This window comes from Photobacterium sp. AWH4_225 (assembly GCF_056158405.1).
This window is the reverse complement of the sequence record NZ_JBSWTF010000001.1, coordinates 2,462,617-2,486,793: the sequence shown is the minus strand read 5'-3', so window position 1 is coordinate 2,486,793 and position 24,177 is coordinate 2,462,617. Positions and strand designations below refer to the sequence as shown.

Sequence of the window (24,177 nt, the reverse complement as noted above, 5' to 3'; positions counted from 1 at the left end):
TTGATGCTTATGGGGGATAAATGCAAACTTAAAGCGCTTTAAATAATTTGAAAAAGAAGAATATGACGACTTTAGCAGCAATATCAAAACACCTTGGCCTGTCGATGGCGACAGTGAGCAGAGCGCTCAATGGTTATCCGGAAGTCAACGCCAAAACCCGGCAGCGTGTGGTTGAGGCTGCTGAACAACTAGGCTACAAGCCCAACAGCGTGGCCCAACGCCTTGCAACGGGTAAGTCCAAAATGGTGGGGATCATGCTTCAGTCTCCCGAGGAGCTAGTGTGTGCGCCGACTTTCTTGCAGGAGCTGTTTTATATTAGCCACACACTTCAAGCCAACGGCTATGACCTGCTGATTAACTCATCGACGATGGGGGATAATGTCGAGGGTTTGAAAAACTTCGTTTCGAAAAGTGCCGTTGATGGCATTATCGTAAAAGCACCGCTGGTGAATGACGAGCGTATCAAGTTCCTTATCGAGAAAAATATTCCGTTTGTTGTGCATGGCCACGATACCAGTGCTCTCGAATATGCGTATTACGATATTGATAACAGCTCGATATCTTCTAAAGCCGTGGAATATTTGTGCGAATTAGGCCATGAGAGAATTGTGCTCATCAATGGCGATGAGAAACAAGCGTTCGCCAAAAAACGCTCGGACAGTTTTATTCAAGCGGTTACTGAAAATAACCTCAATACTAATCAGTGCCAGGTATTACATTGCGCCCCTTCAGTGAGGGACGGCGAAAACCTGGCCAAGCAATTACTTGACGGAAAAGATAAACCAACCGCTATTATTTGTTACAGCAGCAAGGTTGCCCATGGCATATACACCATCGCAAAAGAGGTGGGGCTGAAAATTGGTACTGACCTTTCTGTTATTGCCCACGATGATGGGGTCGCTCATTTTGAAACCGAAAAATTTGAGCCACCTATGACGGTAACATGTGCACCTTTAACTAATTCGAGTGAACCTATTGCTAAGGCAATCACTCAACTTATTTCTGGTGAGTCACCAACAAAGCTTCAAACCTTGATGCCAGTGGAACTTATTATTAGGGAGTCTACCGGCACGCCACGTAATTAATGATATAGGGAACAAGAATGAGTGGATTTAACCATCCCGAATGGACTAAAGACAAAAATATCTATGAAGTGAACCTGCGCCAATATACCGAGGACGGATCCATTAATGCATTTATGGAACACCTTCCTCGATTAAAATCGATGGGTGTTGATATTCTTTGGTTGATGCCAATTCATCCGGTTGGCGAAAAAAACAGAAAAGGCACATTAGGTAGCCAGTATGCATCGAGGGACTATTTAGCCATCGATGAATCGTTAGGCACAGAGTCGGATCTCAAAGAGCTAGTAAACACCGCCCATGATATGGGGATGTATGTCATCCTTGACTGGGTTGCCAACCATACCGCTTGGGACAATGTATGGGTTGAGCAGCACCCTGACTGGTATCAGCGTAATGAAAAGGGGGAATTATTCCCTTACACCTATGTTGACCCAAGGAAAACGGAATACTGGACTGATGTTATCGGCCTTGACTACCAAAACAAGGAACTATGGCAAGGCATGACGGACGCCATGGCTTACTGGGTCAATGAGTTTGATATCGATGGCTTCCGTTGCGATGTCGCCGGCCTGGTGCCAACCGCTTTTTGGGAGTTTGCCACAGAACAGCTACACCAAATTAAGCACTTGTTTATGCTAGCCGAATGGTCGTCGCCGGAGTTGCACAATAAAGCCTTTGATATGACCTATGACTGGGGCTTTTATGAACTGATGGGTGCAATCGTTAAAAAGGAAAAGACCGCACAAGATATTGCTAAGTACCTTGATGCGTTATTTACTGAATATCCGACAGATGCCTATCGAATGGTCTTTACCACCAATCATGATAAGAATACATGGGAAGCCAGTGATGAAGAGTTTTTCGGTGACGCATTCAAGGCATTTTCAGTATTAGCCGCAACACTGTATGGCATGCCACTTATTTATAGTGGGCAAGAAGCTTACTTGGATAAACGACTGGCCTTCTTTGAAAAAGATAACATTGACTGGAAAACGTTTGAGCTAGAGAGCTTCTATTCTGAATTATTGACTCTTAAACGTGAAAACCAAGCATTGTGGAACGGACCATATGGTGCAATGCCTTTGATGCTGGAAACAGGTAATCCAAGTGTTGTTGCTTTTAGCCGGGAAAAAGAAGCGAATTGTGTTGAGGTAATCATTAATTTATCTGAACAAACTCAAGAATATCAAATTAACAATATTAATAAACAAGGAAAGTTATCACCATTTGAATATATCATCATAGTGAAATGATAATTTCACGTCCATTCTAAATAAAACTTATTAAATATCTTAATCACCATATATAACTGTGGTGGTAGAGGGTGCTTGATTTTTAATATGCAATAACGAACAAATCGTTTGATTGTTTGGGGGATTTCTACACCCCAAATAAATCTAACAATACAAGCTATAGGGATATGAATATGAAAAATAAAACCATCTTGAGTCTAGCTGTATCATGTGCAATCGCTTCTTTTAATGCTGCTGCGTTTTCTGATTCGGAATTAACCGTATGGATGCCTTTGGATAAAGGCCAAAAAGGCATGACTTATGCGGTTGAAAAATTCGAAGAAGAAATGGGCATTAAGGTTAATGTTGAATTTCCTGTCCAACTTGAAGAAAGGTTTACCCAAGTCGCTTCGGTGGGTAAAGGGCCTGACATTATGATTTTTGCCCATGATAGGTTCGGAGGTTATGCCGAGGCTGGATTCGTCAAAGAAATCAAACCGTCAGCGAGCTTTAAAGAGAAATTTGCGCCTTATACATGGGAAGCAATGAGCTATAAGAGCAAGATTTATGGTTACCCTATAGCTGCAGAGTCACTCTCACTGATTTACAACAAAGATGTTATCAAGGAGCCACTGAAAAATTGGGAAGACCTGTATAAAGTCGATGAAGAACTGCGTAAGCAAGGGAAAAAAGCGATTGCTTGGGATCTGAGAAACCCATATTTCACGCATCCTTTGTTCTCAAGTGCGGGGGCTTATACCTTTGAGCTTACCCCAGAAGGGTTCAACCCGAATAACACGGGTGTGAATAGCCCTGAAGCGATTCGGACAATGCAATTCCTTAAAGATATTGTCGATAAAGATATTATCTCCGGTGATATGGATTACTCGCGCGCCGAGGCCGCATTCATTAATGGCGAGGTCGCTTATACCATCAATGGTCCATGGTCATGGGCCAATATCGATAAGCTCGGCGTTAATTATGGTATTGCGGAATTACCTAAGTTTGAAGGGAAGCCTTCACGGCCTTTCGTCGGCATTTTGATGGCCGGGATCAATACCTCAACCCCGAATGCGGATATCGCTGCGGAGTTTATTGAAAACTACCTCCTTTCCAAAGATTCACTTGAATACATGAATAGCCAGGTACCGATTGGTGTGCCAGCGCTCACTGCTTTTTCTGAGGAGTTAGCGAATGATCCAAGAATTGAGGCTTCTCTCATCAATGCGAGCAACGGCGATGTCATGCCAAACATTCCGCAGTTGTTGGGATACTGGCACGGAATGACCGATGCCATTGCCAATATTGTTGAAGATCGAGAATCCATTGAAAAATCATTACAACGTCTTGAAACCCGTGTGCTGGCCAACGCGGAAAAAACAGAAAACTAGGAACAACCATGAAAACCATTAAAGATATCAACACATCATCGCTGGGTTTTGGCTGCTGGGCAATCGGCGGCACCTGGAACAATACCAGTGATAGCGACTCGATTGATGCGATTCGTGCGGCGGTGGATTATGGCATCCACTTCTTCGATGTTGCGCCAGTGTATGGGCTAGGGCATGCTGAAAAGGTGCTGGGTAGAGCGCTTGAGGGAGTGGAACGCTCCAAAGTAGTGATTGCGACCAAGTGCGGCCTGGTTTGGGATAGCAACAACAATGTGAAGAATGACTTGAGTGCCAGCAGTATCTTCCGCGAGGTGGATGAATCATTGGCTCGTTTGAAGACAGACCATATTGATCTCTACCAAGTGCATTGGCCTGATCCCGATACGCCGATTTCAGAAACAGCCCAAGCGCTTGCCGAGCTTAAACAACAAGGCAAGATCCGGCATGTAGGGGTATCTAACTACTCTTTGGATATGACCCGTGAAATGATGGAGGGCGTGGAAGTCGCGACTTTCCAAGGGCTGTATAACCTAATTGAGCAAAACCCTAAGAGTTACCACGGTATTCCGCTAGATTACCGGGCGCGTGATGAAGTTATCCCGTTTTGTGCTGACAATGACATCAAATATTTGCCGTATTCACCTTTGATGCAGGGGCTGCTAACGGGTAAGTTGATGCGAACAAACAACTGGGATCAGAATGATGATCGCCATAACAACCCGAAACTCAATGGGGAAGCGTTCGATACATATTTCAACTGTGTTGAAGAGCTTAAATTGCTAGCCCAGACAGCCCAAGTCCCACTGTCGCATATTGCTATCCAGTGGCTAACTCGTCAGCCTGAGGTAGGGCCGGTGATTGCAGGTGCGCATACGATTGAGCAGGTGAGGGAAAACGCACTATGCCTCAACAAGGTCTTGGACAATGAGGTATTACTGAAGGCTGAAGACATTGTCCGTAAGTGGGGCGTTGAGTAAAAGAAACTAACGGATAAAAACAAGGCCTGCAGGTTACCTGTGGGCCTTTTTATTATCGGCCTTTTATTATCGGCATTAGATTATTGCTTTCACCACAATATCTTAGTGATATGCTTGAAACACGGCATCAAGCATTTAAGGTCAATATGGAAACTCAGACCCCCATCGATAACCCGGTGTTGAACCAGGAGAGCCAGACGAAAGCCAAACGCAAGAGCCTCAGTATCTTGTTGGAGTTGGTGAAGTTTGTACAGCCATATCGTGGCAAGGTATTGGCCGCGCTGGTGGCATTGGTCTTTACCGCCTCGCTCACCTTGTCTGTAGGGCACGGGGTACGTATTTTGATTGATGAGGGCTTTTCCCAGCAATCGACTACTGAACTTGCCAATGCCATTCAGTTTATCCTTGTCGTCACCGTGCTTATCTCTATTGGGACCTTCTTCCGCTTTTATTTAGTTTCTTCGGTCGGGGAGCGAGTCAGTGCCGATATTCGGCTGGCAGTGTTTAATCACGTCATTACTTTGCATCCGAGTTACTTCGAGACCAATGGTAGCGGCGAGATCATGTCGCGCCTCACCACTGACACTACCTTATTGCAGAGCATAATCGGCTCGTCGTTTTCCATGGCAATGCGCAGTGCCTTGATGTGTTTAGGCGCGATTATCATGCTGTTCGCGACCAATATAAAACTGACGCTGATTGTATTGGCATCGGTGCCTTTTGTGTTGGTTCCGATCTTGATTTACGGCAGGCGAGTTAGAGCATTGTCGCGTAAAAGCCAAGATTCAATGGCTGATGTTGGCAGCTATGCCGGGGAAGCTATTGAGCATATCAAGACGGTACAGAGCTATAGCCATGAACAGCAGGAAAGGGCTTCATTTGCTGATGAGGTCGAGAAAGCTTTTGAGATCGGCCGCCAAAGGGTTAAGCAGCGGGCGATTTTGATTTCTGGCGTGATTGTGATTGTGTTCAGTGCCATCGCTGGGATGCTGTGGGTCGGTGGTAGCGATGTTATCAATGGGGTGATGTCAGCGGGTGATCTCGGGGCGTTCGTCTTTTATGCCATTATGGTCGCTTCTTCGTTGGCGACTATTTCTGAAGTAATGGGCGAATTACAGCGCGCAGCGGGTGCAACAGAAAGGCTGGTTGAACTGCTTCATGTCGACAGCCACATTGTTGCGCCCAGCCAAAACTCAGCCTCTACCCAATCACTGTCGGCTGAGGTGAAGTTTGATGATGTGACGTTCTGCTACCCATCTAGGCCGGATCAAGCTGCAATCAAGCAGTTACAATTGATAGCCGAAGAAGGCAAGGTACTCGCGTTAGTCGGGCCTTCAGGTGCCGGCAAGACGACTTTGTTCGAGCTGTTGCAGCGATTTTACGATCCGCAATCAGGCAAGGTTACATTGGGCGGGGTCGATATCCGTCAGTTTGAGCCCGGTGAATTACGTCAGCAAATGGCGCTGGTACCTCAGCAACCGGCTTTGTTCAGCCATGATGTATTCCACAATATTCGTTACGGTAATCCAGAAGCAACGGATGAACAGGTGATTGAGGCAGCCAAGAAAGCCCACGCCCATGAGTTTATTCAAAACTTGCCGGATGGCTACAACAGCTTCCTAGGCGAACGCGGGGTTAGGCTGTCTGGCGGTCAACGCCAGAGAATTGCCATTGCCAGGGCGATCTTGAAAGATCCGAAGATCTTGTTGCTCGATGAGGCAACCAGCGCACTGGACAGTGAAAGCGAATACCATGTACAGCTTGCTCTTGAGGAGTTGATGCGAGGAAGAACAACCTTGATTATTGCCCACCGCCTTTCAACGATCCAGCATGCCGATCAAATTGCTGTGTTCGATCAGGGTCAGCTGGTGGATATCGGCGATCACACTTCATTGATGCAAAGTAGCGAGCTATACCAGCGCCTAGTCGAGCTGCAGTTCAAGCATATGAAAGGTTAGGATTGGCTTATCGCCAAGTGGAATAATAAATACCATATAGATCTATATTGGTGCTAATTAAGTGTTTGATCTATTAACAAGGCGCTATATTATGGACGTTCAGACGTCTAAAGTAACTTGTCTGAACTCACGCATCTAAGTAAAGAAGTAGAAATGCTTATTCAAGGAAGAGCCATGAAGAAATATACCAAGCTGAATCGATGGATAATTGCGGCTGTTGCCTTAGTCGGCCTAACGGCTTGCGGCCAGCAGGAATCGTCAGTGATTAAAATTGGCGCGACGTCAGGGCCGCATGCACAGGTGGTTGAAGCAGTTGCTGTTGAGGCGAAGAAACAAGGCTTGGATATCGAGGTGGTGGAGTTTTCTGATTACATCACGCCCAATGCCGCGCTAGCTGATGGCAGTATTCAGCTGAACAGCTACCAGCACCTGCCGTTTTTGCAGAACTTCAATAAAGGCCATAACAGTGACTTGGTTTCGATTGGCGAGTCGATTCTGATGCGGATGGGCATTTACTCCAATAAATACAGCTCGCTTAACGATTTGCCAGCCAATGCACAGGTTGCCATTCCTAACGACCCAACCAATGGCGGGCGTGGTTTGCTACTGCTAGAAGATGCTGGGCTAATTACGTTGAAACCAGATGTTGGCTTCACCGCGACATTGCATGACATTGCTGAAAACCCGAAAGGGCTGAAGTTCATTGAGGTTGAGGCCGCTCAACTACCAAGAAGCTTGGATGATGTTGATGCCGCAGCCATTACTATGAACTACGTGATGTCAGCGGGCCTAAATCCTAAAGAGCAGGGTTTATTCCTCGAAGCCAAAGACGCGCCTTTAGCGGTAATGGTCATCGCTGCCCGTGAGGAAGATAAAGCGAACACTACCTACCAAAAAATCGTAGGCATCTTCCAGTCACAGCCGATTAAGGACTTCATGCAGGACACCTTCAAAGGGACTATTGAGCCTGCGAGTTAATTCTTTTGTACTTTTATTAATGAAATCCCGATAAAACTGTCGGGATATTCCATTCTCACCCTTAATAACTCGACTCATAAAGCGAAATGTCGCGCAATTAACAAGTTCATTCAAAATCATCTGACTAATTTTTTAAGTAACAGTTTCGAAGGGAGCGGTGTCGCTCCGTTAGTGATAACTGGAATAAAGATAATAACAGAGGGTTAGGTGTATGAAACTTCATGCTTTTGAGCGAATAAAGCGGCACGCTCTATGGGGAATCGCTTTCTCATTGGGTATTTCGACATTGCCTGTTCAGGCATTCGAACAGGCTCCAAACACTGTTCAATTTACGTTATAAGGGTGCCGTAACGACGGTAACCCCACACTAATTGATGGCAGTAATACTCTTCCTAATACGGATTTAAATTTCACTTGTCAAGATCCAAATAGCTTAGGGGGTAATGATACCCCATATACAACAGGTAATTTAGGTAAAGGCTGGAATGAACTCGACCTTGTTCCCCATCGTCTAATTACCCGTAATAACAATAATGGAGGGACGGTTACTTACGATGTGATTATTGCTGCAGATAATGCAGACTCTAATGGTACTTTGGGATATGACCAAATATTTGATGTTCAGCTAATTAAATCCCCAGATACTTTAAACCTGTTCTCAGATAACTCTTGTGCGCTAACAGTTGGTGAGCAACTAATAGATGACAGCGGTACAGTTACCGGTGGGATAGAGGATGTGATTTATCGTCAATTGACAATTACCCAGGGAGCTGGAACAACGTGTGTTATTGATTGGGCTAATCGACTTGCGATCGGAGCTAGTGAGTTTCCTGGCTCATCATTGCAATCGTATATGTTTGAGTCAGAAGACTTTCAAATTGGTAAGCGGACGGTTCCAATACCAGTTAAGGATATTGTTGCTACATCAATCAGGAAAGATATGAATGCAACAGCTGGGGGAAATGGTGTTGTATGGAATGTTACGAAACAAGCCACACCTGCAACAGTCAATTTAGGCAATACTTGTGATGAGACAGTTGATAACACTGCTAATGTTGCTATCCGTGTTGATTGGCAGGTTTTCCCTGTTTCTGGTGATAGTGTTTTAGTTGTGACCAATATCTTTGCTTTTAACCCTTCCTCACGAGAAATAAGTGTTTCAATTACCGATACCATTTTTGGTGACCCCGATGGTGATAGTAATGGGCAAGGCGTTATATCTCTTGATGAAGAGACATCACCTGATGTAGTTGTGTCGCCTGGTGTCGAAGCATTGATTTTGACTCATACGTATAGTGCGCCTGCCGCTGTAACTCAATTAAGCGATACGGCTGTCGCGACATTTACTGATACTGCAACAGGAATTGTTTTTTCAGAGCAACCTCAAGTCTCATTTGATTTGGATACCGATGGCGTGGGTATACAGCCGGGTCCAAGTGAATTTACGACGGCTATTATCAGTGATACCGAGAAAATTACTGGAACTGGATTGCGTTATAAAGTGACAAGCCTGACTAATGGTAGTGCTGATGGTTCATTTTCAGACAACTATATGCTTAACACGCTGCTATCACCAAGCGACTCAGATTTAGTTTGGACATCAGTAACGCAAGAAACAGATTGCTCAAATTCGTTGGGGTGTGATGTAGGCTTTGCCGAGTTCAATAAAACGATCGAGGCGGATCCCGTAACATCAACAACAGGTTCGCTCGCGGATTGGGCTTTGTTGACGGCATCTGATGGCTCTATGTCGATGAGTGGTACCGCACAATCGCCAGTGCAAATTATTGTGACCAGTTCAGCTTTGGTAGACTTAGATGTTCGTCTTGCCGTTCCTACTTTAACTGATGATTTGGCGTGTACAGTGGAGGTTAAAAACTCATCCAATGTACTTATTGAGACATTAACGTATAACTTCACTGATACCGTTAATGACATTACTCAAACCATTGACGATATCGCCCCAGATAACTACACCGGTGAAGTGACCAGTTGTGGCAACTTTGTTGGGGATACAGTCAAAATGGTTGACCTAACCTTCCCAGAGCAACCAACGTTAGCTAACTGTTCTGGTGATTTGGAATTTGTACTTGTTGCACCTGAACCACCTGCACCGGTGTATGCGGCTGTTGATAAGATTACAATGCCATACGGTGAGGAGAATGGCTGGACAATGACATTAACAGGGCCGAATACAGGAGATGATGGGATTGTATTGGTCACCAGTGATTCGCAGCCTGGTGCATTTGAGCTGTTTGAGGATCAAAATGGTCCATTTGAATTAGTTGAGGGTGACTATACCGTTACTGAGACTTTACGCGAAGGGTGGGTACAAACAGCAAGTTCTGGGTGTGAGTTTACCGTCAATCTGCCTGAGGATGAAGGTACGGTTAAACAGTGCTCATTTACCAATAAGAAACTCGGTAAAATTATCATCCATAAATTGACCAAGCCAAAATATGGTACTGGGTTTAGCTTCACGCAAAACATAGAGGGTGATTACGAGTTCATGCTCGACCATGGTCAGAGTAAGGTGTTTGAAGGTGTGGTGCCTGGCAATTATCGAGTAACAGAGAACGATCCTGCGCCAGAGTTTGAGCTTGTTGATTTGGTTTGTACTGAGTCTAAAATGGCCAATACCCAAACCAATACAATGACCAGACAGGCAGATATCGTATTGGATCCCGGTGAAGTGGTCGAATGTACTTACACCAATCGTGAAAACGGCATGGTGCTAGTGAAGAAACTGACGAATGGCTATGCAACCAACGATGAATGGAAGTTTACGTTAACCGGGCCTGGAGTTAATACCTTTGCGTTGACCCCACCGCACTTGTTCGACTTTGATGGCATCAAGCTTACTCCATACGAAAAATATACCTTGTGTGAAGTAGACATGCCTTATGGTTGGCAGTCATTCTGGATGGTTGATATCAACGGGGATAATCAATTTGATGAGCGATTGAGGCTGGAGAATAGCAATAACGACTCACCGATTAATTACTATCTTCAAGTCAGTGAGTTGTTCAACCCGGACTATGGCAACATTCAGTCTATATACGATGATTTAACGCTGTGTGTTAACTTCATTGTGAAACCAGGGCAGACCTTGTTCTTCCAGGTAGACAACAGGCAGGTGAAGAAAACAGAGCCAGTAGCTTGTTACGATAAGCCTATCTACGGTAATTATCTAAGCAATGACGATCTGCAGGCAAACACCTATATGCTTGGTGGGTATCATGTCGATACCTGTGAAGAAGCAAAAGAGGTATTGGATAAGCCTTCGTCATACGCAAGTGCTGATCATTTGGCCTCAAGGTTGTTCAATGCAAAACTGCATGAGCAGTATGGGTTGAACACCTGCCAGCAAGCACAAACGGCAATGTATGAGACGCAATCTATGCTCGAAAGCTCTGGCTACAGTGACTATGGTCATCAGCCACGAACGTGGAGCAACTGGCAAGCCAGTAATCTAATTCGTGATTTAGATACCTATATTGCAGGGTTTATGTGTCGATAACGTATAACCTTGGGTGCTAACTAAAAGGTCGAAGTGGGCTTTCCCTTCGGCCTTTTAATTTGTGAAATAGCCGCATACCCAAGGCTATTTTATGTTGTTTTAGATTATGCCCAAATAGAATGTGCAACTCATTTTGCATGTTATGTAAACGATTGGATTTCATTAGAGTGATGTTAATCAATATTTTGCTATATCGCTTTTATGAATGCTCGCCATTGCTTTTATCTGCCATTCGCATGCGGTAAAGTCCGCAGCGGGTGAGGTGATAGTGTTATTACCAAGCAAGCAGTAGGGTTGCTTTTGGTAATAATTGAATAGCTGATGGATTACAAAAAAATAAATACGTTTAATCAACTTTGCGGACAGGCGCTCTTTGATACTGTTGGTCTAAGTTTGTATGAAGCTTTTGCCGTAGATAAGGTTATCATTGGTTCAATTTATGATGATAATGAAGGCGTACATATCCTTTCTAGTTGTTTTCAGGGGGAAAATGGGGAGAAGAGCTATTTCCCGCTAAAAGATGCTCCTGAAAATGAAGTCGTAGAATTGTGTCAGCGGGTGATTATCCCGAATGCACTCGAACAAACTTACCCTCTCTACACACACCAGCATGTTGAGTCTGCCGAGACTTATGTTGGTATTCCTCTGTTTGCGAGAAACCAACAGTTGGTTGGTGTTCTTTCCTGTACTTTTAAACGTCGTTTTGATTCCGTTGACGCCTTGTGCGAGTTTTGCGAGACATTTAGTGCGTATCTTGGTCAAGAAGTTGGTTATGAAGCCTTATTAATGCGTCAGTCGCAGTTGCAATGGCAGCTGGAAGAAGGACAAAGAGTCGCAAAAGTAGGGAGTTGGATCTGGAATCTCCAAGAAGAGTATTTTGAATGGAGCAAAGAAGTCTACCGTATCTATGACATCAAAGATGAATCGGTATTACCTACTCTGTCTTTACTATCAGCTTTGATTCATCCGGAAGATCGCGAGTGGGTGCTCGATACACTTCAACGTTCTATTGAAAGTGATGCCGTCAATTACAACTTGGTTCACCGAGTGCAGCTTTGGGATGGCAGCATCAAGTATCTGCGTAAGCGTGCCGAGGTGCTGCGTGACAGTCAAGGCAAGGCGATAGAGATGCGTGGTACTGTTCATGATGTGACGGATGTGTACCAAATATCGGCTAAATTGAATAAAGCCTCCCGACAGCTGACAACCACCTTCAACTCTGTGGATGAGGGGATTTGGGAATTTGATCTTGAACGCAGGGAGCTAGCGACATCTGCTAAGTTTTGGCACCTGCTAGGCCGTGAAAAGCCAAAAGAAGTAGACGATCTGGAGGCTTGGTTGTCTTGCATCGTTGAGGAAGACCGCGATGAAGGCGTTGATTATTTTGACCGCTTTATTCAGCAACAACATGCCTCCGTTTTTCAGTTTGAGTTTCGGTTAAAACCCTGTAGCCGGGTTGCGGTAGATGGCAATGAGTGCTGGTTGACTGTCAAAGGCAGTATTGTCGCTCGCGATGAGAATGGGAAACCAACCAAAGTGGCGGGTATCCAGCGGGATATTACCCATACCGTTGAAGCTAAGCGGCAATTGGACCGCGCCCAGGTGGTGTTTGACAATACCTCCGAATGTATTTTGATCACCGATAGATACAACAAAATCATATCGGTTAACCGTGCATTCGAAGAGACAACGGGCTACCGGGAAAAAGAATTACTCGGCCTGTCACCGAATATCTTGTCTTCAGGGATCCATGATGCAAAGTACTATCAGTCACTGTGGCATAACTTGAACCGTTATGGGCACTGGAAAGGTGAAGTATGGAACCGGCGCAAGAATGGTGAGATTTATCCTGAAGAAATATCTATCAATGTGATCCGCGATGATAACGAAGAGATCATTAACTACGTGGCTGTATTTCGTGATATCAGCCATTGGAAAAAAGCGGAAGAGCAACTGACCTTCTTTGCTTATAAAGATCCGCTTACTGGCTTGGTGAACCGTCGTAGCTTCGTTCAGCGTGTCAAAAAACACATAGCATCGATTGATGACAAGCGTGCTCAAACATTCTCACTATTGTTCATTGATATGGATGATTTCAAGTCACTGAACGATCTTTACGGCCATGATTTCGGTGACAAGGTGTTGGTTCATATTGCAAACTGCCTTAAGCGTGTTTTTCCTGCTGCAGACGATATCTGCCGTTACGGTGGTGATGAATTCTGTGTCCTTTTGCCTGAAACCACCTCCGGAGCGGCAAGAGTATGGGGGCAGCAAGTTGTAGATAGCGTTGCTGAAGCCTTTGTTCTTGATGATATCGAGGTGAATACTACCGTTAGCATTGGTATTTCGACTTACCCAGAGAGCGGCGAAACCCATACTGAACTGTTAAAAAACGCCGACTATGCGATGTACAACATGAAAGGCCAGGGACGGAATGGTATTTGCCAATATGACAGCGCTCTTCAATCAGACTATATAGAAAAGCTTAAAATGCGTGATCGCTTGAAAAAGGCGATCTCCGATGAGTTGCTGACCGTATATTACCAACCTGTTGTTGATGCAAAATCGGGGCAAATCAGCCGATTTGAAGCCTTGATTCGATGGGTTGATGATCTAGAAGGGAACATTTCACCCGCAGAGTTTATTCCTGTCGCAGAGCGTTACGGTTTGATTAGACCGCTGGGAGATTTTGTCCTCCATCAAGTGTGCCGTGATCTAAAGCAACTACACCAATCTGGTTTCTCAGATGTGACGATCAGTCTGAACCGGTCGGTGAAAGAGTTCATCAGCAGCAATGGGCTTCCTCCTATCTGGGATACTATCGAATCTTATGGTTTGCCACTGAACGCAATTGTTGTCGAGATCACCGAATCGACGGCATCCAGCGAAAGTAGTGATATCCAATCGCTGTTATCGTCGTTTAAACAGAAGGGGATTGAAATTGCTCTGGATGATTTCGGTACTGGTTATTCTTCATTAAGTTCGATTGTTGAGCTTAGACCCAATATCATCAAAATCGATCGCAGCTTTATTGAAGGGATCGACAAGCAGGAAAATCGAACCTTGGTGTCCTTGATTATTGATTTGAGCCATAAGCTGGGGATCCAAGTCGTTGCCGAAGGTGTTGAGACTCGTAAGCAGCTGAATATTCTGCGAGAGATGAACTGCCACTTTGTTCAGGGGTTCTTTTACAGTCCTGCTGTTCCATTTTCTAGCTGTATTTCAATCCTTGAAGGCCAGTTGTTAGGTAAAGTGTTGGCTAAACAGATGGGTAAGTAAACTTGACTTGGCTTTGTTGGGTTTAACTGAGTAAGATGGCGGTCTTGTTGTTCGTGGAGTAGGCCCATGCAGGCAGTTTGTTTTGATTTTGATGGTACTTTGGTCGATTCTGAAATTTTTCATGCTCAGAATTGGAGCCAATATCTGTCGGGATTGAATATCGAGATCTCAGCATATGATTTTTTAGCTGATTTCGCAGGTGTACCTTGGGAGAAAGTCGCTAACCACTTCTCTTCTATTGCTTCTCTCCCTCATAATACATCGACCGTAGTGTCTGATATGGAGCGATTGACCTATCAAGCTATTGTTGAAAGAGGGATCCCTGCTAAACAGGGGGCTTTTGATTTGATTACATCTCTCCATGGCTCTCTACCATTAGCAGTGGTGACTGGCTCTCCAAGGGTGTATGTCGAGGGGATCTTGGAGCATCTTGGTTGGCTGCATTATTTTGATCATGTGTTCTGCGGTGAAGATGTTGAAAATAATAAGCCCGCACCGGAAATCTACCAACTTGCTTGTCGCACCCTTGGGGTACCTGAATTCCAAGCTGTCGCTATTGAAGATAGCCAGACCGGTGCACAATCTGCTTATACCGCTGGGCTGAGATTGGTGGTTGTCAATGATCTGCATCCGTTTGGCGCGGAGATGACACCTTATCGCTACGACACTTTAGTGGAAGCACAAGCGCAGCAGGCTAAATGGCTTGTCGCCTAACCCTTGTTATATTACCTATGATATAACCGAGGATTGAAAGACTTAGAACCCCGGCCAACATATTGGCTCAATTGAAGGCATTGCTATGCAAGACGACGATATCATGACTGGCGATATGCTAGTTCAAACCGTAGAGAACCAGTTAGAAGAAGGTAACCCTATCAAGGTGAAAGAAACTTTGATGCGTTTGATGATGACAGGTACACCTCGTGAAGAGGCGGTACAAATGATCGCATGTGCTCTGTCAATTGAAGTGTTTGATGTTGCAAAGAATGGCGGCAGCTTCGATTTGAAACGATATAGTGAAAATTTAAACGCCCTGCCAGATATGCCTTGGGAGTTTGAAGACTAACTTTTGGGTTAGCTCACACAAAAGCCGCTTTTTAGCGGCTTTTTTGTTGTCTGTATGTTTCTGGTTTGTTTCTCATGCTTGTTCGAAAACCATTTAGAGAAAAATCTGCACTGGATACCAAAATAGAGAAAAATCTTGCGCAGGGATGCTCTGGTGTCACTTTTTTTAAAATAAGCACTTGAAAACAACAAAAAACGCGAGATTTTTCTCGTGCTAGTATAGCGTATTAAACTGCTTTCATGGCTTTTGTGTGGTTTAAATAACTGGATGATCGAGAAAAGATAGATAACTGGTCTGGTTTGTTGTGATATATTGGGTTTTTCTTGTGTGACCAAGCTCAAAAACAGTTTCTTGTGCTGATTTGGAATAAAATACTAGTTTGTTTTGTTGTCTTTAAGTTAAAAAACGGTCACACATTCCAAGGTTTTTTCTTTATTGTGTGTATATCTTTTAACGAGGCAGCAAGGAAACAAAAGATGATTATTGGTGTACCTAAGGAAATCAAAGTTCACGAATACCGTGTGGGTATGGTACCGGCTTCAGTTAGCGAGGCGGTTGCTCATGGACATAAGGTATACGTTGAGACCAATGCAGGTTCTGGTATCGGCTTTAGCGATCAGGACTACATTGATGCAGGTGCCCAGATTCTGCCAACAGCTGAAGCGGTATTTGCAGAGTCAGAGATGATTGTAAAGGTTAAGGAGCCACAAGCCGTAGAACGTGCAATGCTTCGTGAAGGCCAAATCCTATTTACTTACCTTCACCTTGCGCCAGACCCAGAGCAGACTCACGACCTAATCAACAGCAAGGCTGTGTGTATTGCTTACGAAACCGTTACAGATGATAAAGGTCGCCTACCACTATTGGCTCCTATGTCAGAAGTCGCAGGCCGCATGTCAATTCAGGCCGGTGCACAGGCACTAGAGAAATCCCACGGTGGCCGCGGCATGCTACTAGCAGGCGTACCAGGTGTAGAGCCAGCGAAAGTTGTTATCATCGGTGGTGGTGTTGTAGGTGCAAATGCTGCGCAAATGGCAGTAGGCCTACGTGCTGATGTTGTCGTGCTAGACCGCAATATCGATGTATTGCGTCAGCTTGATGCCCAGTTTGGTGGCTCAGTACAGTGTGTGTACTCAACCAAAGATGCGATTGAGAAACATGTACTGGAAGCTGACCTTGTTGTTGGTGGTGTACTGGTTGCCGGTGCTGCTGCACCTAAGCTAGTGACTGCTGAAATGATCAAGAAGATGAAGCCTGGTGCTGCGATTGTCGACGTCGCTATCGACCAAGGCGGCTGTGTTGAAACTTCACATGCAACCACTCACAGCGATCCTACTTACATTGTTGACGATGTTGTTCACTACTGTGTGGCTAATATGCCGGGTGCGGTTGCTCGTACTTCTACATTCGCACTGAACAACGTTACACTGCCTTACATCCTGAAGTTGGCAGACAAAGGCTACAAAGCAGCATTGCAAGAAGACAAGCACCTGCTGAACGGTTTGAATGTTTACCGTGGCCAGATCACTTGCGAAGAAGTGTCGGAAGCATTGGATCTTCCATACCTAGCACCAGAAAAAGCGCTAGCGTAAGCTACACTCGCGAACATCAAATCCCTGCTCAGGCAGGGATTTTTTTTGCCTGCGTATACTGAGAGGCGTTGGCCGATAATCTCCACGGGAGATCAAGCGTTATATTTGTCTTTGAGTTTAACTGCTTACTGATGATTAGGAGCAAATATTAAATGAGTTTGTTCACTATTTATAGATGGCAATTAATCTTCAGGGGTGTTTACTGATTGCTAATTTAGACACGAATGTAAGAATTAAAAATAACTAAATACAGATAGTTAAATTAAAATATATGACAATTTAGCCATTGATGTTCGTATAATTAGAGAACAAGCTAAATAGCCAATAGCCAATAGCCAATAGCCAATAGCCAATAGCCAATAGCCAATAGCCAATAGCCAATAGCCAATAGCCAATAGCCAATAGCCAATAGCCAATAGCCAATAGCCAATAGCCAATAGCCAATAGCCAATAGCCAATAGCCAATAGCCAATAGCCAATAGCCAATAGCCAATAGCCAATAGCCAATAGCCAATAGCCAATAGCCAATAGCCAATAGCCAATAGCCAATAGCCAATAGCCAATAGCCAATAGCCAATAGCCAATAGCCAATAGCCAATAGCCAATAGCCAAATAAAAAAACAGCAGCTTAAATAAGCTGCTGTTTACTAAACAATAATAACAGGGATTGTGAAATTATGCGTGTGCGTATATAACGCTGCCACCTTTAATGGTGTCGATTATTTCTCTTGAAAGCTCAGTAGGCAGGGCCGGACAACCCCAACTACGGCCAAGGTAACCGTGACGGTTGATGAATGACTGCGTTGCGTAATCGGCACCATGAATAACGATGTAGCGCTTGCGGGCCTTGTCATTTACACCTGGGGTCAAGCCATCAAGACGCAACGAGTAACCATTGCCACCATAGTAGGTGGTGTCTGTCAGGAAGGTACCAAGAGATGTCTGGCGAGAGTTAACGATGTTCGAGAACTTTGTCGCATTTTTACCGCCGCTGTTCACGCCATGTGAAACGAAAGTACGGTAGAGCAGCTTGTTGCGATTAAGATCAACAACAAAGAAACGCTCTTTGGTCGAAGGCAGGCTGTAATCGATAATTGTCAGAACCGGCTTTTTACGGCCCTTGGTATTGTAATAAGCCTCGTAGGCTTCTTTAAATACTTGATAGTTAATAACTCCATTTAACTTTGCTTTGTTATAAGCATCTTTTACCAAGATGTCTGCTTGTTCTTGATTAGCGTAAGGCTGGCTAGATATAACACTTGCGGTCGCCTGCAGTGGCAGAATGAATAGTGCCATTGCAAATAGTACGGTTAGCTTTTTCATTGTCCCTGTAAAATGTTCAATAATGTTGTTGATGTTGGTTGAAGCTGACTTTAACACAAAAAATTGGACATTTAAGGTGAGCCCCCGAGGAAAGGGTGAGGTGAAAAAAGCAAAAAAATCCTGTTTTATTAATGTCGGCTGTTCAAAAAATAATTAATTACAAGTAATTAAAAGCGATTGTCATTTTTATATGAAATTTTGTCTCAAAGGTGAAAAAATCCGTCAATTTCTTCACTGTTACAATTGTCAATACGATAATTGGTTGTTTGTAAAAGCCAAATCGTGTGTCATATTTTGAAAACAAAGAAATGTTAGCAGTTTGACTGTTTGATTGAAAATTGAGCGCTTTATCGCAATTTTTTACTTTCCAAAGTTAGAGTAAGAAACCTTACAAAGAGCGTGGTTGCATATACATACCTCTAATGTTGCTTGAAACTTGTCATTTTAAGAATGATGAACTCACTGTTTTTGTTGTTTTTTGGATAAAAAATGCGCAGGAAAGAGCCTGCGCATTGTTATTAGTCTGAATCGGTTAAATTGTGCACACTAGTGCCCAGCTACCATCACTGCCGGGTGTAGAGCTGCTCCACCAGTTTGCCTGGTAAACCACACCGTTGTAGATGATTTTATCCCCTTGGTTGGCATGGCTTGGGTTACCCGCCCAATCAGTTTGAGGCCAGTTAGGGTAGGTGTTGATGCCGGTTGTGTCACAGGTACCATCACCACCACCAGGGTTACTACCGCCGCCATTGCCGCTACCGATTGAACCTAGTGGTAGATCAGGTTGTTCTGACTTGAACGCGTAATCCTTACCGTTAATGTTGACGCTGTAGTTGGCAGGGCCAGAAATAGGCAGGTAGTAAACCATGTCTAGTTCGTAAGTACCGCCAGCAGGCAGGTTCTTCCATCCCGGTAGAGTAAAGGCAACGCGGTGCATTACGCCGTCCAATCCACCAATGTTATTAGCACGGGTATGGCCGGATGCGATAACCTTCAAGCCACCGCCTGATTGATCTTTGGCGTTGTCCGGTGCTGATGTTGGAATGTCAAACTGGAACTCTGTACCGCCAGGGATATCTTGGCCAGTGTTGTTGGTAAAGGTAATTTTCGGGTTAATAGGGTAGTTCTGATCGCCCACCTTAAAGCCTGACACGTCGACGGCAATATCAAGCGCTTCGGTAGGGATCGCCCCCGTTGCTATCTTGTTGCCATACGGTGTTGCAGACTTGAACTTCTCGTAGATGGCTTTGGTCATGGTATTACCCATGTGGTACTCACCATTGCCCGTCTTACACGCATTTTCAGTGGCATCGACGGTTGTGCGGTTACCGTTGGCATCAAAGAGATAACAGTTGTAGTCGCCCGCTAGCTCCCAGAACATGATCCCACCGATTTCTTTGTCGATGACATAATCGGCTTTGACATTGATCGATGCTTTATCTTCAGTTGACAGGAAGACTTTCTTCTCGGCATTCCATAGCCATGGAGCGACGGCAACACTGTCATAGTGGCGCGTGTAACTGCCAACTAATTGGTGCTCAGGGTTGTTAACCGGATCTAGGCTGTAAGCCGTGCTGTAACTACCAAAGATACCTTGGGCAAGGTTCATGACGTGCCACATTGGGTTTGAACCTGCTCCCATCTCGTCACCTGCCGCATTCTTGTCATGCCATAGGTTATCGATACCCACAGCACCATAGCCACAGTTGTTCTTCTCACCTTCGCCGGTGCCTGGTGCACACTGCGATTGGTTAGGAAGAGGAGCGCGACCCCAAAGGCCATTTTCACCGCCGGTTACGCCTTGCCAACCACGGGTATAGTAAGGTACCCCGATGTTAATACGACCTGCTGGCATCGAGCCGCGGAAATAGTGGTATGCCCAGTCAGTGTTTAGGTAACCAATACCACCATAAGCGGCTGTACCATAGACATTCCATTGAGCTAGCTCAGAGTCTTTACCGGTGTCGAACAGGGCGGCATTGTGGCCGACATGATCGTTCCATGCACCGTGTAAGTCGTATGACATAATGTTGACGTAATCAAGGTACTTGGTGACATCGAAGTCTTCCATACCGCGCAGTAGGTAGCCAGACGAAGGCGCCGCGATAGTCAGCATATAGTGAATGCCATCTTGCGCAGATGCCTGATCAAGCTTCTGGCGAAGTACCTTCATCAATTCCTGGTAGGAGGCCCACAGGTAAGCACGGCGTGGTTCCATGAAGGCTTTGTCGTCCGGGTTACCGGCTCCTGCCATTGAGGTCGGGTATTCGTAGTCGATGTCCAGACCATCGAATTGGTATTGGCGCATCATAGCTACCGCAGAAGTAGTAAACTTCTCGATACCGGCATGGTTGATTGAGCCATCTGCATTGGTGGTCATGGTGTAGAAGCCACCATCTGCGACACGGCTACCATCGGCGCCGAAGTGGCCACCTGTTTCAGCCCAACCGCCAATTGAGATCAGAGTCTTGACGTCGTGCTTCTTCTTATAGCTAGCAAGCGCACCAAAGTGTCCTTTGAAGCCGAGGGTTGGATCTATTTCGACACCCGGCCACTCTTTACCTGTTGCAGGGTTGGTTGGGTCGGTAGTGTCCCCCACATTGACTTTGCCATCGCTGCCGATACTGACAAAGGCATAATTGATATGGGTGAGCAGTTCCCACGGAATATCATTCACTAAATAGGAAGCCTGCGGATCGTCACCACTGCGCCAGCTGGTGAAGTAACCAATGACACGGCGAGGGTGGTCTGCGCCCATGATTTCACGGCCTTGGTCATCGTAAATCGTACAGTAAGGGACGTTCACCCCTTCGGTTTGGTACAAGCCGTCTGGTCGGCAGTTTTGGGTCGTTGTTCCACCATTTACGGTCAGTGTTGATGAGCTGGAGTCTGCTGTGCCACCGAGGTTGTCGGTTGCACGGGCAAAAAGGGTGACACTGCCAGATTGAGTAGGTGTGTAGTCAAGTGTATAAGGGGCCGTCGCCACGGTGCCAACTAATGAGCCGTTGGCATAAAAGTCGACTTTCTCTACGGTCCCATCGCTGTCGTCGGCTGTGGAAGTGAGCGTAATGGACGTGCCAAGATCAATACTCGCCGCAGATAGGGAAAGAGTGAACGAAGGCAGGTTATTGGCTGTCTCCTGCACAGTCACTGTTTGTGTCGCTTCCGTTTGCTCCCCTTGGTCATCAGTGGCGATCACTCTGAGTACCTGAGTACCTGCAACGGCAGTCCAGCTCATGCTATAAGGCGGTTGCGAGACTGAGCCTATCAGAGAGGTTCCAAGGTAGAAATCAACACTTGCAACCGAGCCATCACTGTCGCTTGCATCTGCAGCTAATGTCACGATATCACCGACGAGCAGTTGTGCGCTGGATGAGGGGGAGGTGATGGAAACCGTTGGAGGTTGGTTTGTTGCGCCGGTGGAGCAATCATCGACATATGACCACTCTTGGCTGGTGCCTGAATGGGTGGTTGGGTTATTACCCCTAGTCCACCAATTCGCTTTATAGACTTTGTTGGCCTCTTGAACCTGAGCTCCGCCAGTATAGGCAACAGTGCTGCTCCATGGTTCGATGTTCGTACAGTCCATTGCTGCATGGGCATTCATTGCCGCCATGCATGAAACGGCGAGGGTACTGAGCTGGAGTGCTCGAGTCAACGCCTGTCCGTGTTTCAGGTGTTCCATTGAATAATTCCTTTAAGTTGAAACGCGTTAGTTGAATAAAATACCGGCGTCTTGATCTTATGTTGCGCCGTGAAAAAAGTATAAGAGGAAAAGTCGAACACGGAGGGGAAATAGTTGTGTTTCTTACGGTGTCTCGCAAAAAGTTGCTATTTTCATGTAAATTAAACAAGGTTATTTTGCACCGATAACTAATTTTTCAAGACGTACTTTGCAGACGATTAGCTGAAGATGCCGTTCAAAGAATCAATGGCGGGAGAACTGGCTAGGGTTGTTCTAAATTACAGACCATAACCTTGAAAAGGAGGCTGATGGGTAAGTGGTTGAAAAATAGTACGAGTAAAGACTGAGTTAGTGTAAACAGGCGAGCATATGCATAAGAGAGGGGGATAAAAGAGCCCGAAGGCTCTTTTGGCAAGATTACTCTTGGTTGATTTTTGCTTTGAAGCGCGCACGTGTTGCTTCATCAGCTTGCTCGTACCAGTAATTAAGCATGTTTTCAGCCACATTACGTGTCTGCTGATCAACAGGTGGCTTTGGTGACGTTGCTGCTGGTGCTGCGGTCGCCGGAAGTGTAGTTGGTACTGCAGCAGTTGCAGCAACCGCTGCAGTTGTCGTTGTAGCAGCGACAGCCGCCGCTTTACCTGACTGGTTGTAAACCGTGATTTCTTTTTCGAAATCACGACCGAACTGAAGGCCAGACTTAATTAACTTGTCTTGCTCGAAGCTAATCTTCTCGCCGTTGGCTGCAACCAAAGAAAGCTTAGGTGACTTGTTGAACTTACGCGCATCTTGAGCAGTACGAAGCTTTGGTAGTTCAAGCTTTAATGCTTCATCACTGGCATCGAACTTAACAATAATGACATCAGACTTGTAGAGGTAGTCATCGCCATTTTCACGCAGTGAATCGATATAAGTGAATGCAAATTGGTTTACACCGTTTGGAAGCGTTAACGTGTCGTTGCCGTCTTGCTCTACACCATTGACCAATACAAGATCTGCTTGGTGTGGAAGATCCAGTTTTACGTCAGCAAGAGAGGAGAAGCTGATGCCGCATGCTGCAAGAGCCATTAACGCAGTACGAAATTTCATAGCGGTTCCTTGAAAAACAATGTCCGAATTAGATTGTAGTTATCGGGATTAGCCTAGCAGTTTGTCGCTAGGTAGCTGAATAAGGGCTGAATACTGGTTTTGATGCCCTCATAAACTAATCATCAAATATAACACTTTGTTTAATGTATTGGGTATATTGCGTATAGACAAAAAACGTAATTGCTATGGACAGAATATTACAATGGATATGTCATTACTGCAGGCCAGCTTGCTGATCGGAACCGGGTTTCTTGCCGGCATTATCAATACATTGGCTGGTGGGGGATCAAACCTGACCCTTCCAGCGCTAATGGTGATGGGTATGCCGGCAGAAGTGGCGAATGCCACTAACAGGGTTGGTGTCGCGGTACAAGGAATCACTGCGCTGTTTGGGTTCCGTCGCCATGGAAAACTCGAAACCTCAGATACCGGGCCAATATTACTTCCGACCATTATTGGCGGTTTGTTGGGAGCTGTCGGCGCTGCTTATGCTCCCTCAACTTGGATCAAGCCTTTGCTGCTTGGCACTATGGTGACTATGGCTTTGATTATCTTAGTTCGCCCTGCCATCGTTGCTCCTCCTGCCGGTACTGAACCCAGAAAAGTGAGAAATACCCCGAGCTCGTGGTGGGGGCTAGGGCTGGCTGGCTTTTATGGTGGCTTTGTTCAAGCCGGTGTTGGTTTCGTTTTGTTGGCGGCTCTGGCAGGAACACTACGATATGATTTGGTGAGAGCCAATGCATTGAAAATGCTGTGTGCTTTGGCATTTACCTTAGTGGCGCTGGTGCTTTTTATTGTCGAGGACTTAGTGATGTGGGGGCCGGGGCTGATCCTTGCTGCCGGGACCATGGTCGGGTCACATATCGCGGTTAAAATGGCTATTTCAGCCCGGCCAGAAACCTTGAAGTGGTTTCTGTTCTTGATGACGCTGTGTGGTTCGGTAGCAGCAATGTTGACCGATTAGGGCATAAGATAAAAAGAAGCCAGCAAATATATTGCTGG

16 protein-coding genes are annotated in these 24,177 nt (G+C 45.5%); 12 read left to right on the top strand and 4 right to left on the bottom strand.

All coding sequences use genetic code 11. From position 1 onward, the window contains the following. Positions 1-62 precede the first annotated feature (62 nt). From ACXAD4_RS11655 to ald, 11 genes are all read left to right on the top strand, one after another. Positions 63-1,085 carry a LacI family DNA-binding transcriptional regulator gene (locus tag ACXAD4_RS11655; RefSeq protein WP_475241510.1) on the top strand — a complete coding sequence of 341 codons (1,023 nt, stop codon included), beginning with the start codon at positions 63-65 and terminating at the stop codon, positions 1,083-1,085. Between the two features lie 17 nt (positions 1,086-1,102). Then, positions 1,103-2,338, top strand: a complete 1,236-nt coding sequence (locus tag ACXAD4_RS11650) for an alpha-amylase family glycosyl hydrolase (RefSeq protein ID WP_475241509.1) — start codon at positions 1,103-1,105, stop codon at positions 2,336-2,338. A 173-nt stretch (positions 2,339-2,511) separates the two neighbouring features. Beyond that, positions 2,512-3,708, top strand: a complete 1,197-nt coding sequence (malE, locus tag ACXAD4_RS11645; protein ID WP_475241507.1) for a maltose/maltodextrin ABC transporter substrate-binding protein MalE — start codon at positions 2,512-2,514, stop codon at positions 3,706-3,708. Positions 3,709-3,716: 8 nt separating this feature from the next. Beyond that, positions 3,717-4,685, top strand: coding sequence for an aldo/keto reductase (locus ACXAD4_RS11640; protein ID WP_475241505.1), 969 nt, complete (start codon positions 3,717-3,719; stop codon positions 4,683-4,685). Between the two features lie 146 nt (positions 4,686-4,831). Next, positions 4,832-6,643 carry an ABC transporter ATP-binding protein/permease gene (locus tag ACXAD4_RS11635; protein ID WP_475241504.1) on the top strand — a complete coding sequence of 604 codons (1,812 nt, stop codon included), beginning with the start codon at positions 4,832-4,834 and terminating at the stop codon, positions 6,641-6,643. Positions 6,644-6,817: 174 nt separating this feature from the next. After that, a complete protein-coding gene (locus tag ACXAD4_RS11630; RefSeq protein ID WP_475241502.1) occupies positions 6,818-7,621 on the top strand; it encodes a MetQ/NlpA family ABC transporter substrate-binding protein in 804 nt (267 codons plus the stop codon). A 556-nt stretch (positions 7,622-8,177) separates the two neighbouring features. After that, positions 8,178-11,141 carry a prealbumin-like fold domain-containing protein gene (locus tag ACXAD4_RS11625; protein WP_475241501.1) on the top strand — a complete coding sequence of 988 codons (2,964 nt, stop codon included), beginning with the start codon at positions 8,178-8,180 and terminating at the stop codon, positions 11,139-11,141. Positions 11,142-11,462: 321 nt separating this feature from the next. Continuing rightward, positions 11,463-14,420, top strand: coding sequence for a sensor domain-containing protein (locus ACXAD4_RS11620; RefSeq protein ID WP_475241499.1), 2,958 nt, complete (start codon positions 11,463-11,465; stop codon positions 14,418-14,420). Between the two features lie 66 nt (positions 14,421-14,486). Next, positions 14,487-15,134 carry an HAD family hydrolase gene (locus ACXAD4_RS11615; RefSeq protein ID WP_475241497.1) on the top strand — a complete coding sequence of 216 codons (648 nt, stop codon included), beginning with the start codon at positions 14,487-14,489 and terminating at the stop codon, positions 15,132-15,134. 85 nt (positions 15,135-15,219) lie between these two features. Next, complete coding sequence (locus ACXAD4_RS11610; RefSeq protein WP_475241496.1) at positions 15,220-15,486, top strand: hypothetical protein; 267 nt, start codon at positions 15,220-15,222, stop codon at positions 15,484-15,486. A gap of 476 nt (positions 15,487-15,962) precedes the next feature. Further along, entirely contained in the window at positions 15,963-17,078 is a 1,116-nt protein-coding gene (gene ald / locus ACXAD4_RS11605; RefSeq protein ID WP_475241494.1) for an alanine dehydrogenase, read from the top strand. 279 nt (positions 17,079-17,357) lie between these two features. On the opposite strand, the gene ACXAD4_RS11600 is transcribed toward ald, so the two are convergent. The 4 genes from ACXAD4_RS11600 to ACXAD4_RS11585 form a co-directional block, all read right to left on the bottom strand. Then, a complete protein-coding gene (locus ACXAD4_RS11600) occupies positions 17,358-17,690 on the bottom strand; it encodes a hypothetical protein (RefSeq protein WP_475241492.1) in 333 nt (110 codons plus the stop codon). A gap of 63 nt (positions 17,691-17,753) precedes the next feature. Next, a complete protein-coding gene (locus ACXAD4_RS11595; RefSeq protein WP_475241491.1) occupies positions 17,754-18,401 on the bottom strand; it encodes a murein L,D-transpeptidase catalytic domain family protein in 648 nt (215 codons plus the stop codon). Positions 18,402-18,933: 532 nt separating this feature from the next. Further along, positions 18,934-22,086: a chitinase C-terminal domain-containing protein gene (locus tag ACXAD4_RS11590; RefSeq protein WP_475241489.1), complete on the bottom strand. Its 3,153-nt coding sequence runs from the start codon at positions 22,084-22,086 to the stop codon at positions 18,934-18,936. Between the two features lie 417 nt (positions 22,087-22,503). Continuing rightward, positions 22,504-23,175, bottom strand: coding sequence for a YccT family protein (locus tag ACXAD4_RS11585; protein ID WP_475241487.1), 672 nt, complete (start codon positions 23,173-23,175; stop codon positions 22,504-22,506). Positions 23,176-23,377: 202 nt separating this feature from the next. Here ACXAD4_RS11585 and ACXAD4_RS11580 point away from each other — a divergent pair, with 202 nt between their 5' ends. Beyond that, a complete protein-coding gene (locus ACXAD4_RS11580) occupies positions 23,378-24,139 on the top strand; it encodes a sulfite exporter TauE/SafE family protein (RefSeq protein WP_475241485.1) in 762 nt (253 codons plus the stop codon). Positions 24,140-24,177: the final 38 nt, after the last annotated feature.